The 14,362-nt window shown below is 56.2% G+C and carries 18 protein-coding genes; 4 read left to right on the forward strand and 14 right to left on the reverse strand.

The annotated features are described in order from the left end of the window. Nucleotides 1-50 precede the first annotated feature (50 nt). Nucleotides 51-956, reverse strand: coding sequence for a fructokinase (gene mak / locus FFS28_RS07880; protein WP_137849225.1), 906 nt, complete (start codon nucleotides 954-956; stop codon nucleotides 51-53). Nucleotides 957-1,079: 123 nt separating this feature from the next. On the opposite strand from mak, the gene rdgC reads away from it, so the two are divergent. Further along, a complete protein-coding gene (gene rdgC / locus FFS28_RS07885) occupies nucleotides 1,080-1,994 on the forward strand; it encodes a recombination-associated protein RdgC (RefSeq protein WP_006176850.1) in 915 nt (304 codons plus the stop codon). A gap of 45 nt (nucleotides 1,995-2,039) precedes the next feature. Here the strand turns inward: rdgC and ppnP are convergent, their stop codons facing one another. From ppnP to FFS28_RS07910, 5 genes are all read right to left on the reverse strand, one after another. After that, nucleotides 2,040-2,327: a pyrimidine/purine nucleoside phosphorylase gene (gene ppnP, locus FFS28_RS07890; RefSeq protein WP_006176849.1), complete on the reverse strand. Its 288-nt coding sequence runs from the start codon at nucleotides 2,325-2,327 to the stop codon at nucleotides 2,040-2,042. A gap of 71 nt (nucleotides 2,328-2,398) precedes the next feature. Continuing rightward, nucleotides 2,399-3,076, reverse strand: coding sequence for an AroM family protein (locus FFS28_RS07895; RefSeq protein ID WP_042320780.1), 678 nt, complete (start codon nucleotides 3,074-3,076; stop codon nucleotides 2,399-2,401). A gap of 236 nt (nucleotides 3,077-3,312) precedes the next feature. Continuing rightward, entirely contained in the window at nucleotides 3,313-3,504 is a 192-nt protein-coding gene (gene yaiA, locus FFS28_RS07900; RefSeq protein ID WP_137849226.1) for a protein YaiA, read from the reverse strand. Between the two features lie 44 nt (nucleotides 3,505-3,548). Continuing rightward, entirely contained in the window at nucleotides 3,549-4,073 is a 525-nt protein-coding gene (gene aroL, locus FFS28_RS07905; RefSeq protein WP_088207863.1) for a shikimate kinase AroL, read from the reverse strand. A gap of 141 nt (nucleotides 4,074-4,214) precedes the next feature. Next, on the reverse strand, nucleotides 4,215-4,676 hold the full coding sequence (locus tag FFS28_RS07910; protein ID WP_058609316.1) for a YaiI/YqxD family protein: 462 nt from the start codon (nucleotides 4,674-4,676) through the stop codon (nucleotides 4,215-4,217). Nucleotides 4,677-4,771: 95 nt separating this feature from the next. Here FFS28_RS07910 and proC point away from each other — a divergent pair, with 95 nt between their 5' ends. After that, nucleotides 4,772-5,581, forward strand: coding sequence for a pyrroline-5-carboxylate reductase (gene proC, locus FFS28_RS07915; protein ID WP_088207864.1), 810 nt, complete (start codon nucleotides 4,772-4,774; stop codon nucleotides 5,579-5,581). 16 nt (nucleotides 5,582-5,597) lie between these two features. On the opposite strand, the gene adrA is transcribed toward proC, so the two are convergent. The 6 genes from adrA to FFS28_RS07945 form a co-directional block, all read right to left on the reverse strand. Then, nucleotides 5,598-6,701, reverse strand: a complete 1,104-nt coding sequence (gene adrA, locus FFS28_RS07920; protein WP_137849227.1) for a diguanylate cyclase AdrA — start codon at nucleotides 6,699-6,701, stop codon at nucleotides 5,598-5,600. Between the two features lie 102 nt (nucleotides 6,702-6,803). Further along, a complete protein-coding gene (psiF, locus tag FFS28_RS07925) occupies nucleotides 6,804-7,124 on the reverse strand; it encodes a phosphate starvation-inducible protein PsiF (protein WP_006176842.1) in 321 nt (106 codons plus the stop codon). A gap of 91 nt (nucleotides 7,125-7,215) precedes the next feature. Next, nucleotides 7,216-8,631, reverse strand: coding sequence for an alkaline phosphatase (gene phoA, locus FFS28_RS07930; protein WP_137849228.1), 1,416 nt, complete (start codon nucleotides 8,629-8,631; stop codon nucleotides 7,216-7,218). A 99-nt stretch (nucleotides 8,632-8,730) separates the two neighbouring features. After that, complete coding sequence (iraP, locus tag FFS28_RS07935; protein WP_006176840.1) at nucleotides 8,731-8,991, reverse strand: anti-adapter protein IraP; 261 nt, start codon at nucleotides 8,989-8,991, stop codon at nucleotides 8,731-8,733. Between the two features lie 199 nt (nucleotides 8,992-9,190). Then, a complete protein-coding gene (locus tag FFS28_RS07940; protein ID WP_042320776.1) occupies nucleotides 9,191-10,417 on the reverse strand; it encodes a multidrug efflux MFS transporter in 1,227 nt (408 codons plus the stop codon). Between the two features lie 169 nt (nucleotides 10,418-10,586). Beyond that, the gene (locus FFS28_RS07945) at nucleotides 10,587-11,240 is read right to left on the reverse strand and encodes an extensin-like domain-containing protein (protein ID WP_137849272.1); all 654 of its coding nucleotides are present in this window, start codon (nucleotides 11,238-11,240) and stop codon (nucleotides 10,587-10,589) included. A 132-nt stretch (nucleotides 11,241-11,372) separates the two neighbouring features. On the opposite strand from FFS28_RS07945, the gene ddlA reads away from it, so the two are divergent. Further along, entirely contained in the window at nucleotides 11,373-12,473 is a 1,101-nt protein-coding gene (ddlA, locus tag FFS28_RS07950; protein ID WP_137849229.1) for a D-alanine--D-alanine ligase, read from the forward strand. Here the strand turns inward: ddlA and FFS28_RS07955 are convergent. Beyond that, entirely contained in the window at nucleotides 12,470-12,706 is a 237-nt protein-coding gene (locus FFS28_RS07955; RefSeq protein WP_006176835.1) for a DUF2754 family protein, read from the reverse strand. The genes ddlA and FFS28_RS07955 overlap by 4 nt on opposite strands. A gap of 248 nt (nucleotides 12,707-12,954) precedes the next feature. Between FFS28_RS07955 and FFS28_RS07960 the strand changes: the two genes are divergently transcribed. Further along, nucleotides 12,955-13,257, forward strand: a complete 303-nt coding sequence (locus tag FFS28_RS07960; RefSeq protein WP_006176833.1) for a YaiY family protein — start codon at nucleotides 12,955-12,957, stop codon at nucleotides 13,255-13,257. Here the strand turns inward: FFS28_RS07960 and FFS28_RS07965 are convergent, their stop codons facing one another. Then, nucleotides 13,258-14,355 (reverse strand): DUF1615 domain-containing protein, encoded by a 1,098-nt coding sequence (locus FFS28_RS07965; RefSeq protein WP_137849230.1) that lies wholly within the window; start codon nucleotides 14,353-14,355, stop codon nucleotides 13,258-13,260. Nucleotides 14,356-14,362: the final 7 nt, after the last annotated feature.

Below are 14,362 nucleotides of genomic sequence, written 5' to 3' on the forward strand. Positions count from 1 at the left end.
CCCCCTCACCCCGGCCCTCTCCCTCAAGGGAGAGGGGGATCAGTTCCCTCTCACTGTGGCCACAGCCACGCTGCGCCGCGCACGCCGCTGGAATCCCCGTGCACCGCTTTGCGGATGGGGGTTTCGCACTCTCCGCCGAAGACCCACTGCTTCACCAGGTTTGGCACCGTGGCGTACAGCCGATCAACGTTGCTCATGCCGCCGCCGAGGACGATAACGTCAGGATCAAGGATATTCACCACGTGCGCCAGCGATTTTGCCAGACGCATTTCGTAGCGACTGAGCGCCAGTTCCGCTACCGGATCCTGCTCCTCAACCAGTCGCATGATCGCATTGCCCTTGAGCGACTGCCCGCTCAGGCGATGGTAATCCGTGGCAAAACCGGTCCCGGAGATAAACGTCTCAATGCACCCCTGCTTGCCGCAGTAGCACGGAACCTCAGCACGGTATTTCAGCTCGTCTTCATCCATCCAGGGCAGCGGATTATGGCCCCACTCGCCCGCCGTGCCGTTACCGCCAATGTGCGCACGGCCGCCAAACGCCACGCCTGCGCCGCAGCCGGTGCCAATAATGACCGCAAAGACGGTCTGCGCGCCCGCTGCCGCGCCATCAATCGCCTCCGACACCGCCAGACAGTTGGCATCGTTTGCCAGACGCACGTCGCGGTTCAGGCGTTGACTTAAGTCTTTATCGAAAGGCTGTCCGTTGAGCCAGGTGGAATTGGCGTTTTTCACCACCCCGCTATAGGGCGAAAGCGATCCCGGGATGCCCATCCCCACGGTGCCGCGCAGCCCCGTGGCCTGCTCGGCCATCTCAATCAGGCTTGCGATTGTCTCGATGGTTTGATGATAGTCATCACGCGGCGTTGGCAGACGGTGGCGAAACAGCTGCTCCCCCCGCTCGCTCAGCGCGATAACTTCTGTTTTGGTGCCGCCCAAATCGATCCCAATACGCACAGGACACTCCTCTTTATTTTGATTATCAACAGAGTAGAAGCGGTCTACCCGATTAGCAATGCAAGCGATGCGACAATTCGCTATCATGCCCGCTGATTTAACGACAAGGCCGTGGAAATTATCATGCTGTGGTTCAAAAATTTGATGGTTTACCGTCTCAGCCGCGACGTTTCGCTGCGTGCAGAAGAGATGGAAAAACAGTTAGCCGCTTATACCTTTTCCCCTTGCGGTAGCCAGGATATGGCGAAAACCGGCTGGGTTCCGCCAATGGGTTCACAAAGCGATGCCTTGACCCACGCCAGCAGCACGGGCCAAATCATCGTCTGCGCCCGTAAAGAGGAAAAAATCCTGCCGACGCCGGTGGTGAAGCAGGCGCTCGAAGCGAAGATTTTCAAGCTGGAAGCCGAACAGGGCCGTAAGCTGAAAAAGACCGAAAAAGATTCCCTGAAGGATGAGGTGCTGCACTCGCTGCTGCCGCGCGCCTTCAGCCGCTTTAGCCAGACCATGATGTGGATCGACACCGTCAACGGGCTGATCATGGTGGACTGCGCCAGCGCCAAAAAAGCTGAAGATACGCTGGCTCTGCTGCGTAAAAGCCTCGGCTCGCTGCCGGTGGTGCCGCTGGCGCTGGAAACGCCGATTGAGCTGACCCTGACCGAATGGGTGCGTAGCGGCAGTGCCGCGCAGGGCTTCCAGATCCTGGATGAAGCCGAGCTGAAAGCGCTGCTGGAAGATGGCGGCGTGATCCGTGCCAAAAAGCAGGATCTGGTGAGCGACGAGATTGCGGTGCACATTGAAGCAGGCAAAGTGGTCACGAAACTGGCGCTCGACTGGCAGCAGCGCATTCAGTTTGTGATGTGCGACGACGGCTCCGTGAAGCGTCTGAAGTTCTGCGATGAGCTACGCGATCAGAATGAAGATATCGACAGGGAAGATTTCGCCCAGCGCTTTGACGCAGACTTTATCCTGATGACAGGCGAGCTGGCGGCGCTGATTCAGAGTCTGGTGGAAGGCCTTGGCGGAGAAGCGCAACGCTAAGGTAAAACGCAGGCCGGGCACGCGTGAGCGCTACCCGGCTTAACGTTATTTCAGGTAGCGGCACAGATAAGAGGTTGGTTCAGCCACCTGCAAATGAAACTCGCTGTGGCCCGGCACGTTGAAAACCTGGCCCGCTGCAAACACTTTCCACTCTGTCTCGCCCGGCAGCAAGACGTTCAGCGCGCCGCTGACAACCGTCATCTCTTCCGCTTCTGCGGTACCAAAGGTGTATTCCCCTTCAGCCATCACGCCGACACTGGCACGGCCAGTACTGCTGCTGGTAAAACCAATGGATTTCACTTTACCGGAAAAGTATTCATTACTTTGAAGCATGGGCTGGCCCTTATATTTATTGATAAAAATTCACTATAGGGGCCAGGCTCATCGCCTGTCACGCAAAATCATCAGACCAGCAGTTCAGAGGCCAGACGGGCCACCAGCACGTTGGACAGGAGCACCGGCACATCCAGTGCTTTTTGCAGTAAATCGCGATGCCGCTGGTGGAAACCCAGACAATCCAGCATCAGAACGTCAGCCCCCTTTTCAATCAGCTCCCGGCCCGCGGCAATCAGTTTCGTCTCGCTATCCCAGAACGGATTGGCCAGCGCGTAGTGCGGGGTTTTCGCCAGTACCTTCCATTTATTGGCCTGGTTATCGAGCAGCTCTTCGATAGGGACGATAACGCCTACCTGATGACCGTCGACAATAGAGGCAACCAGCGGCGGGATGATACGCATCGGTTCAAGGAGGATTGCATTACGCGCCACCAGGCCAGTAATGGGGGCCGTGCTCATCAGCAGGATGACGTCATAATTTTGATTATCAAGGACTTCAATGACGCCCTGCAGGGCTCGCTCAATTTTTTGTCGCGAGACGTGCGCTATTTCACCGTCACTTAACAATGTCGGCAGGGCATCCTCCCCCGGTTCAATAGCGTAGTCTTCCATGACCTCTTCCCGACTGATCTTACCCAACAGGCTCAGATGGACAATCTGTTGTTCAGAGATATGCTCGGTTAAGAGCGGTAATACTTCGCTTACGGGAACCACCCCAATAGTGAGGATCGCCAATGTTGCCTTCATTTTTTTCGCCTTCATTCACTACCACTGCGTTGACACAGGCACAGGCTCACTACGCTGCGCGCCTTCTGTTGCACTTTACCAGCACAAAAGCGTAGCAGCTGATCTTCAGACCGAAGTGTAAAGATCCCATGGCCTTTCCGAAAGCGCCTGTAATAACTAAATATTAACTCCTGCTTAACAACAACGCCGAGTTAAAAGTGTGATATCAACACAGTTGTAGCGAATTTAGGAATTTGTCAGGTCTTTTCAGGATCTTCGTAACGCCGTTTGGCGTCCCGCGCTTCCTGTTCAGTTTCATGTTCGCTGATCAGCGAGTCTGGTTTCGGGTGGTCAGCACGCAGCTGGTACCAGGTAATGGTTTGATCGCCGTTACCTTTTTCGACGGTAACAATACGGGCTTCACGCGGATAAGGGGGTCTGGTTGGCATAGTTCATCCTTTTTGACTGTCTGAACTATGAGTATAGACGGCGGCTAGCTGGCGCAAGCCAAACGCAGGGCGGTAATAATCTGAATTACCACCTCTTCAGGGGCAGCAGCGGCGTCAACCACGTGGTGTGCCGCTTCGCGATAGAGCGCATCACGCTCCGCCAGCACCTCGCTTACCTCTTCGCTGATCGGCTTGCCGGTAAGCGTCGGGCGTTGCCCCTCTTCCGGAAAGGCTTCCAGTCTGGCCACCAGCGTGGATACCGGGGCGCACAGATAGATTACGATCCCGTTCTCGTGCATAAACTGACGATTATAAGGTGCCAGAATGATCCCGCCGCCGGTAGCCACAACGGTGGAAGGTGCCGTTACCGCTTCGAGGGTTGCCGTTTCGCGTGCGCGAAAACTCTCCCAGCCCTCTTCGTCGACAATCTCCGCGATGGTTTTCCCGGCCTGCTTCTGTAGCCAGTGATCGGTGTCGACAAACTGACTGTGATTGATCCGCGCCAGTTCAAGACCAACGGTGGTTTTCCCACAGCCGCGGGGGCCAACTAAAAAGATGGGTGGGTTCATGACCAGGTGTTCCCCTTGAAGCCGGATGGCTGAAGACTGTAAAGAAATTATTGCAGAAGATGTTGCGTTTACTTTACTGCAAAGCGGTACGGAATGACAACCCTGTGGAGGCCACACTGTACCACAATTTAAGAAGGGTTCTTATTTCGCCGTGCGGCGCTTCACCTCGAGCAGCCATTTATCCAGCTCTGCGGCAAACTGCTGGCGGTCGCGTTGCGATAAGCTGTCTGGCCCACCGGTTTGCACACCGCTGGCGCGCATCGTATCCATAAAATCACGCATGGTGAGTTTTTCGCGGATGGTCGCGGGCGAGTAGCGTTCGCCGCGCGGATTCAGCGCCGCCGCGCCTTTCTCCAGCACTTCTGCTGCCAGCGGAATATCCGCCGTGATCACTAAATCCTCGGCGCTGCACAGGCGCACAATTTCGTTGTCTGCCACGTCAAACCCCGCCGGCACACGCAGGGAACGGATAAACTTCGACGGCGGTACGCGGATATTCTGGTTCGCCACCAGCGTCAGCTGCATCTGCACGCGGTCGGCCGCGCGGAATAAAATCTCTTTAATCACATTCGGACACGCGTCCGCATCAACCCAAATCGCCATATTGTCTCCCCTTGTTGATCTGTGACTATTGTCGCCTGCATTTCGTTGTTAAGCTATCCATCAGAGACGACAACGCATAATAACGGAGAAACGTGATGGATAAGAAAATCGGGTTTATCGGCTGCGGTAATATGGGCAAAGCGATTCTGGGCGGTCTTATCGCCAGTGGACAAGTCCTGCCGGGGCAGATTTGGGTCTATACCCCATCACCGGATAAAGTCGCGGCGCTGCGCGATGAGTATGGCGTTAATGCGGCGGAAAGCGCTCAGGAAGTGGCCCAGGTGGCGGATATCGTCTTCGGTGCTGTCAAACCCAACATCATGATTAAGGTCCTGAGCGACGTCACCTCCAGCCTGAATAAAGAGACGCTGGTGGTCTCGATTGCCGCGGGCGTGACGCTCGACCAGCTGGCGCGTGCGCTGGGACATGACCGCAAAATTGTCCGCGCCATGCCGAACACCCCTTCGCTGGTCAATGCTGGTATGACGTCCGTGACCCCGAACGCGCTGGTCACTTCTGAAGACATTGCCGATGTGCTCAATATTTTCCGCTGCTTCGGTGAGGCGGAGGTCATTAATGAGGCCATGATCCACCCGGTGGTGGGCGTAAGTGGCTCTGCACCCGCCTACGTGTTTATGTTTATCGAAGCGATGGCGGATGCTGCCGTGCTGGGCGGAATGCCGCGCGCGCAGGCCTATAAATTTGCCGCACAGGCGGTGATGGGGTCTGCCAAAATGGTGCTGGAGACCGGCAAACATCCGGGTGAGCTGAAAGATATGGTCTGTTCACCGGGCGGTACGACCATTGAAGCCGTACGCGTGCTCGAGGATCGTGGGTTCCGCTCGGCTGTCATCGAGGCGATGGAAAAATGCATGGAAAAATCAGAGGCGCTCAGTAAATCCTGATCCGCAGTGCCGGGCGTCAGGCGGCGACTTCAGTGCGGCCGCGCCCGGCGTTTTTCGCCTTATAAAGGGCAACATCAGCGGCTTTCAGCCATTCGCGATAGTGCCCAAACTGCGTCCTCCACGGCGCAACGCCGACGCTTATCCGTAACAGCACGCCGGGTGCCCGGGGTAACGTCATGTGATTCAGACGCTCATGAACGCGCGACATCGCCGCAATCGCACTCTCCGCAGGCGTGCCGGACATAATCACCGCAAACTCATCCCCACCGAAGCGGCCAATAAAATCGCCCGCGCGCAACGACATCTGAAGCTGGCGGGTGATAGCAATAATGGCCTCGTCGCCCACGTCATGCCCCCAGGTGTCGTTAATGCTCTTAAAGTGATCGATATCGATCAGCAGAATGGTCGCTTCCCGATGGCTGCGGCGGCACTGCTCGTACTCATTGCGCAGGAGATTTTCCCAGTGGCGCCGATTGTAAACGCCGGTCATGCCGTCACGACTGCTCATGAGTTCCAGCCGCCGCTTATGTTCAGCGAGGCGAATTGCCGTCTGGTGGCTGACCCAGGCGAAGAGCATGGGATAGAGGATCAGCACCGGCAGCGTCAGCCCCCACTCCAGCCCGCCGGGCGCGAAGGTTACGATGTTGCCGGTCAGGTGTAAGGTGATCAGCGCTGAGAGCACGGCCAGGATCGTGCCGGTTAAGAACAGGCGACAGCCGCCCGCCCCCATCATATTCATGCCGATCATCATGAACAGCGCGGCAGACGGCAACGCACCGATCCCCATCAGGCCAATCCAGACCCCGGCGATGATGGCGTCCACCTTCAGGTTGTAGACTTCCCGGCGGTAAGGCGCGGCAGAGCGGAAGGCAAGCTGCCAGGCCAGGTGCGGCCAGATAAACGCCCAGCCGACCAGCAGAAGCCACCAGCCGCCGGGCAGAAAATGGCTGACCAGCACGCCCGCGATCGGGAAAAACATCGCCGCCAGCCCCACGGTTCGCGCCAGCCGTACCCGCCGGGCAAACAGGATGCCGGAACGGTGTGAGTCATCCTGAAAAAGATCCTGATGCCACTCTTCCTGAACGCTCTCTTTAGTGTAAAAAATTTCATCATTGATCATTTTTGGGAATAGTCTGAAACAATTTCCCAAATTATAGAGAGGGGGTGTACGGGGGAAGTATGAAATTTCGGGTGAGCCACGGCACTGGCTCACCCGTTTGCACTACACCTGTTTCTTCAGGCAGGCACTCATGAATTTACTGCGATCCTCGCCCTTAAGCATTTGCTGCGTTGCCTGGGCGCTGCATTCACGCATCTTTTGCTGCTGCGGCGTCAGGCTTTTCTCGCCCGGCTTTGAAGCGCCGTTTTTAAGGCAGTCGCTCATGTAGGTTTTACGCGCATCCCCTTTGAGGGTTTGCGCTGTCGCCTGCTGGTTGCAGGTGGTCATGCGCTGCTGCTGAGGCGTTAAGGTTTTTTCTGCCGCGTTCGCTGAAGCCATCAGGAACACGCCGGAGAGTAGCGTAATCAGTATTGTTGTTTTCATTGCACCATCCTTTTGTGAAATCACCCTGTAAGTCTGGTTCGTGGTGCAGAAAAAACCACCCGGCGGATCGCATTTCCGCCGGGAAAAACCGTTATTTCAAGCCAAGCGCCGCTTTCATGGTGTAGAAGAGATCCGTCTGGTCAGTCAGCCCTACCACGTTGGCCGCATGCGGGCCGTAGGCCGCAATGCGCAGCTGGGTGCCGGTATGCTCCATTGACTCTTCTTCAGCGTTGCCGTAGCTCATCACCATCACCGCGCCGTCTTTGGTGTTCAGCGCCTGGGTCAGACCCGGTGCTTTAGCGTCTGGCGGGATTATCTGGCTGGCATGAGCGTGGTCAGCGGTGACCACCACCAGGGTGTTACCGTCTTTCTTCGCGAACGCCAGCGCCTTCTGCACCGCCTCGTCGAGATCGACCGTTTCGCCAATCTGGCCGCACGGGTTGGCCGCGTGATCCTGTTTATCAATTGACGCACCTTCTACCTGAAGGAAGAAGCCTTTTTCATTTTTGCTCAGCAGCGAGATGGCTTTGTCCGTCATTGCCGCCAAGGTCGGCACGCTGTCATTGCGTTTTGGGTTGGGCGTGCAGGTCACGGCAGGTTTGTCGATGTTGCCGTGGTAAGAGGCTTTCGGCCCTTCCCAGCGCACCGGCATATTCCCTTCAGAGAAGAGGCCCAGCAGCGGTTTATCCTGGTTCGCCTCGGCGATCGCATCCAGAGAGGCCGCATCGCTGACTATCTGGTAGCCGCGCGCCTGCGCCTGCTCGCGCAGGGTTTTACCCTGCCACTCGCCTGCCGTCGCGGTTTCTGCGAAGGTTTTCGCACCGCCGCCCAGCGTCACGTCTGGACGCGCGTTCAGCAGTTGTTCGGTAATCGAGCCTTTCCCGCCTTTTTCCAGCGCGTTACCCGGGCATTTCTCGCTGGTCACGGACGGGCCATAGCATTTCCGCGAGGTGACATGGGAAACCAGCGCCGCCGGGGTCGCATCCTGCAGCTCTGCGGTTGAAACGTTGCCCGTTGCCAGACCTGCCGCTTTAGCCATCTCAAGAATGGTTTGATGATCTTTTTCGTGGATATCCACGCCCAGCGCGCCATTGTAAGTTTTCACACCGGTTGACCATGCCGTTGCGGAGGCCGCAGAATCTGTCACGTAATCGGGTTTACCGGTTTTTTTATCCAGCGCGTAATGGGTATATTGCCCGGTCAAGGGTAAGGCATCGATGCCTTTAAAAAATCCACCTGCCCCTTCGGCATAATTACGCGCGGCAGTAATTTCAGAATCGCCCATGCCGTCGCCAATCAGCAGAATAATATTTTTGGCGGGCTTGTCATTGAGCGATGCGCGAATAGCGGCGGTCTGATCTTCTGAGAGGCGGCGTGCTCCGCCGGGTTGGGTGATATCGCCCTGAGCCGCACGATTATCCAGCACCTGAGTATTGAGGGTATCGGCATGAATAGCGGGGGTAATTAACAGGGGAAGTAATGCGATGAAAAGTGCGCTCTGTTTCAATTTATTTTCTCCATGTAAAAATACATAAAAATAAAAACAGAGCGACTATAGGCATCCTGCATGACAATTCAATGACACTGGCTCAGGCCCTGAAATCGTTTAGCTGCGAGGATGCCTTAAAAGCTTCTTTACGTATTGCTGGAGCATTTCGGCATCCTGGGCCGGAACCTGCAGGTCTGGCTTAGCCTTCTCAAGCGCCCCCTCAATGCTGTCTATCAGGGCCTGTTGCTCCTGTTTCGCCATATGCCGTAGCAGCGCCGTGACCACAATTTCCAGCGCCTCGACCTGAGCGACCAGCTCTTTTGACTCTTCTTCCTTTTCGGCAAGCTTCACCAACAACTCAGCAATGAGATTTTTCATCGTGCTATTTCCTTATGGGATTTTCCCTGAAATTAGCACTGTCATTGAATAATGCAAAGAGGAGAAAAGTATTATCTTATGCAAAAGTGATGTCGCTGCCAAAATAGAGTGAGGGAACGCGCAGCGAAACGTTTTTCTATAAAAAAGATGCTGCATTTAGTTATAAATAAACGCAGCGCACATAAGAATATATAATACATCAGCCTTTTGATAATCGTGCTGATTTTGCCTCGGCTATTTGTCTGCGGCGGCGCAAGGCAATAGCGAGCTGAATAATATTCAGCAGCACCACGACAGCCGTGGCGGCGAAAACCCACCGGAACCCGGCCATCGCGGAAACTGACGCCCCGATAAGCGGGCCGGCCACGTTGCCCAGATACATAAACGACTGGTTGTATCCAAAAATACGCCCGGTGACCTGGTCACTGGAATATTTCACCAGCAGCGTCTGCACCGCCGGGAGCATAGCCCCATCAGCAAACCCGAGCAGGAAACGCAGCACGCCGAGCTGGAACGGCGAGGTGACGAACGACATGGCAAAAAACAGCACGACCGCAAAGATGAGCGTCGCCATCAAAATGCGCGCCGTGCCGATCCTGTCTCCCAGTTTCCCGAGGCGCGGCGCGGAGATCAGCGCAGAGACGCCCGGTACGGCCGCAATCATCCCACTGAGAAAAGCGATGTTGTTACTGTCTGGTGCCATCGATTTGATAAACAGCGCCAGGATCGGCCCGACGGAGCCGTTACACAGCTGGATCACCATGGTGGTGACGAAGAGGCTAATCATCAGCCCCGGATAGGGAAGCGACGCAAAGACCGCCTTGCCGCTCAGGCGCTCAGCTTTACTGACAACCGGACGCCCGCCCTCTTTGATGAGAAACAGCGTAACCAGAAAACTGACCACCAGCAAAATGGCGGTAATAAAGAAGACCGCGCGCAGGCCAACGTGGTCCGCCAGAAAGCCGCCCATCAGCGGCCCGCCAATCACGCCGCTTATCTGTGCGGTAGACAGCGTGCTCAGTGCCCACCCGCTGCGTTCGCGCGGGACCTGCGAGGCCACCAGCGCCATCGCGTTAGGGATATAGCCGGAGGTGAGCCCCATAATCGCGCGCAGAATAAACAGCTGCCAGACGTTGGTGGCAAAGGCCTGCAGCAGAATAGCGATTGCCATCCCCAGCGAGGCGCGCAGCAGCATGAGCTTACGCCCTTTGCGATCCGCCAGGCTGCCCCACATGGGCGAGACAATCGCGGAGACCAGAAAGGTGACGCTGAACGTCAGGCCTGACCACATCGACAGGGCTTCATGGGATGAAACCCCGAGTTGGGCAACATACAGCGGCAGGAACGGCAGGATCTGGCTAATGGCAAGCCCGGTAAAAAAGCAGCCGAACCAGACCGATATAAGGTTAACTTTCCACGATTCCATAACAGAGGCAGTCTTCATTTTTAGGCGAATTCGCCTGTAGATTAGCAAGTTACGCCAGGTCACGTAGCGCGAGAGATGCGGCCCGATCGACTTTGGTGTTTTATCTTCCCAGTCATCATATTTGTGAAACAAGTCACAAATCATACCGTTTTTGGCGGAGGATTATGCTTCAACGGCAGAGTCCGTACCCACGCATTCCAAGATGAAAATGGTTGGCGTGGGCGGCGTTATACTCCGGGCCGAGGCCATTGCCATAGTAGCCGCAACTTGCCGCCAGCAGCGCCTTAAGCCAGGGCTGGGTACGGGCTGAACGCCACCCGCTGAGGATGGTCACCCGCTGGCCATCTGCCAGACGAAACGCGCTGATATCCAGCGCGTCGGCCGTGGCGTGCTCGCTGCGTCGCGCGTCCGCACGATGATAGATATTGCGGCAGGCGAAGCTCCCCAGATGATCGATGCGTGTCAGCTCTGCGCCCATAAACTGTTTCGTGAGCGGGCGAGCCTGCTGACTAACGAATAACGCGGAGCTGAGCGCCAGCGGGCAGCTGGCCAAAAAGCTGCCGCTCAGGCTGACCGGGCCAAAGCTGCGCACGCGCACGACGTTGCTGAGAGGGCACTCTCCCGCACTGTCGGCAACCGGCTGCGAGCGGATGAGCTTTCTGTCGTTGGCCTCCGATAACAAATTCTCACAGGCCTCGGGCGTTAAACGGCGCAGTTTAAACTGGGTTATCTTGCCCGGCGGATCGTCAAGAGTAAGAGGCGCAAACGGGTTGTACCATGACGGCAACCAGCGGTAGCTCACCGTCACAGCAGCCACAATCATGATACAAATCAGCCATTTTATTCCTTTCACATATCCTCCTGACGCGGGTTAAAACATTATGGCAGAAGGCCGCGAAACCCGCCGGGCATCGTGGTATGTTATGGGCTTTTCGTCAGACTGGAAGAGAGTGAAATGGCAAAGCAGCGCGTAGGTATTGTCTTTGGGGGAAAATCAGCAGAGCACGAGGTTTCATTGCAATCGGCCAAAAATATCGTCGACGCAATTGATAAAAACCGCTTCGACGTGGTGCTGCTGGGCATTGATAAACAGGGCCAGTGGCACGTTAACGATGCCAGTCAGTACCTGTTAAATGCTGACGATCCGGCGCACATCGCCTTAAACCCTTCTGAAATCAGCGTCGCTACCGTACCTGGCGTCGTTCAGGGACAATTTATCAATGCCGGAAACGCGCAGGCGCTGGCCCAGATTGACGTGGTATTCCCGATTGTGCACGGCACGCTGGGCGAAGATGGTTCGCTACAGGGCATGCTGCGCATGGCTAATCTGCCGTTTGTCGGCTCTGACGTACTCGGCTCCGCCGCCTGCATGGATAAAGATATGACCAAGCGGCTGCTGCGCGACGCCGGACTGAATATTGCACCGTTTGTCACCCTGACGCGCGCTAATCGCGAAAGCTATACCTTTGCCCAACTCTCGGCCCAACTGGGCCTGCCGCTGTTCGTTAAGCCGGCAAATCAGGGCTCTTCCGTTGGCGTAAGTAAAGTGTCCAGCGAAACCCAGTATACCGAGGCGGTTCGCCTGGCATTTGAATTTGACCATAAGGTGGTGGTTGAGCAGGGAATTAAAGGCCGTGAAATCGAATGCGCCGTGCTGGGCAATGATTTCCCGCAGGCCAGCACCTGCGGCGAAGTGGTGTTAAACAGTGACTTTTACTCTTACGACACCAAATACATTGATGACCAAGGCGCGCAGGTGGTGGTCCCGGCGGATCTCGATCCGGCTATCAACGATAAGATCCGCGCGATCGCCGTTGAAGCCTATCAGGCGCTGGGTTGCAGCGGTATGGCGCGCGTCGACGTATTTCTCACCCCAGACAATGACGTGGTGATTAACGAAATCAACACGCTACCGGGCTTTACCAACATCAGCATGTATCCGAAGTTATGGCAGGCCAGCGGGCTTAGCTATCCGGACCTGATTACTCGTCTGCTGGAACTGGCGCTGGAGCGTCACGCGGCCGACAGCGCCCTTAAAAGCTCGGTAAACGGTTAATCGATCCGCTTTGCCGTTTCCGCCTCTTCCGCTGTCGTCTCTTCCGGACGGCGGCGGATAATCAACCCCGCCAGCCAGAAACCGATCACCCACGTCACCAGCCCGACCGCATAGGTTTGCCAGCCTTTCGCCTCGAACCCGAGCAGGCCCACCACACCGTTAAGAATAAAGATCAGCCCAATCGCAAAGGCATAGTAGTGCCAGTCACGGCGTAGTTTAGAAGTGAGTTTCATGGCAGCTCCGGCAGGAAAAATATCATCCTCTCACAGTTTTGCGGCCAGGTCTGTGGCGGATGCGGAAATTCTGAAACGAGCGCAAATTTCACCTAAGTCATAAATCTGTGATGCGCTGCAGAATTCATCAATCCAGGAGGATTCCCTGGCGTAAATTACCACGATTCTGATATTGACAAATGTTATGACCTGTCAAACTCACCTTGTAAGACCTATTTCTGAACTGGGTGATATTGTGGGAGGTCGTTATGGCTGATTTTACATTGTCGAAACCGATTTTTGGCGGTAAACAACCAAAAACCTCAACGCCGGGTAATATCGCTTACGCGCTCTTCGTGCTGTTCTGCTTCTGGGCCGGATCGCAGCTATTGAATATGCTGGTCCATGCGCCAGGCGTGTATGAACATCTGATGCAGGTTCAGGACAGTGGACGCCCGCGCGTAGAGATCGGCTTTGGCGTAAGCACCGTTTTTGGGCTTATCCCCTTCCTCACGGGTTGCATGGTGTTGGGCGCAATCGCACTCGTCATCCGCTGGCGTCATCGTCACTGATTACAGCCCCATACAGCGCGCCCGTCGATCGTCCACACGTTTGGCAAACCAGGCCGTCGTGAGGTTACGCGTGATCTTCGGGCTTTCAAGCTGAATGCCCGGCAGCATAGCTCTTGGTAATGCTTTCCCACTTTTCCGCTCGGCCAGTGCAAAGACCTGCTGATAGAGTTCGGTTTTCTCAAACGCCAGGCTGTCACCCTTTTCCAGCTGACGACGAATGTCGCTGTCGCTCATGCCCAACTTGGCGGAGAGCTTGCGCACCGCCCGCTCCGTGGTTCCGGCTTCGCTGCTGCCGTAGGCGATAAGGTCGCCGTCCAGCGCCAGCTTAACGCCGCTCGCACGGCTCACCGCATTCTGGAAAGCCGCGTTGCGGCTGGCGTACCATCCCGCGTTGAAGTCCGCGAAGCGATAGAGCGGTTCGTCATAGTTCGCGGGATAGTTCAGCAGATGATAGGTGCCAAACCACAGCCCGCCCCGCAGGGAGAACACTTCCTGACGCACCGTACCGTCGATTTTCCACGGGTATCCATCGGTATGTTTTTCCGCAAACGCAATGCTGACCTGCATCGGCCCGCCGGTATGCACCGGGTTAAGCGAGCCAAACAGCGTCTGGCCCATCGGCACCATATTGATGAAATCATCAAAAATAGCGCTCAGCTGCTTCTCGGTTTTGACCGTATCCAGCCGCTCGCTGTAGCTTTTGCCGTTCGGCGAGGTGATTTTGAGGGCGGTATGGACCAGGAACACCGGGATATGCATCGATTCGGCGCGCCTGTCGATCTCTTTCCAGGCAATTTTGTTCAGCCCGGGCACTGCCGGGTCTGACTGGTACATCGACTCCTGCTGCGCAACCGCCAGCACCGAGCAGATATTCGCCTCGGAGGGGGCGATCTTCTGGCTCTCAAAGGTTTTTGCCAGCGCATCGGCCCACTGATTGCGATCCTTCACGCTGGCAGGCATTTTTTGCCGCACCACGCTCGCCACATCCACGGGCTTCTCGCCTTTCTTGAGCGGCTCGGCCCCTTTCTCAGCACAACCCGCCAGCACGAAGGCAGCGAGTAAGGACAGCGGTAACGCACGCGGTACGGCAAATGGCATAGCAACT

The sequence above is a fragment of the Enterobacter sp. 2VL genome (assembly GCF_005503595.1).
GTDB lineage: Bacteria > Pseudomonadota > Gammaproteobacteria > Enterobacterales > Enterobacteriaceae > Enterobacter > Enterobacter cancerogenus.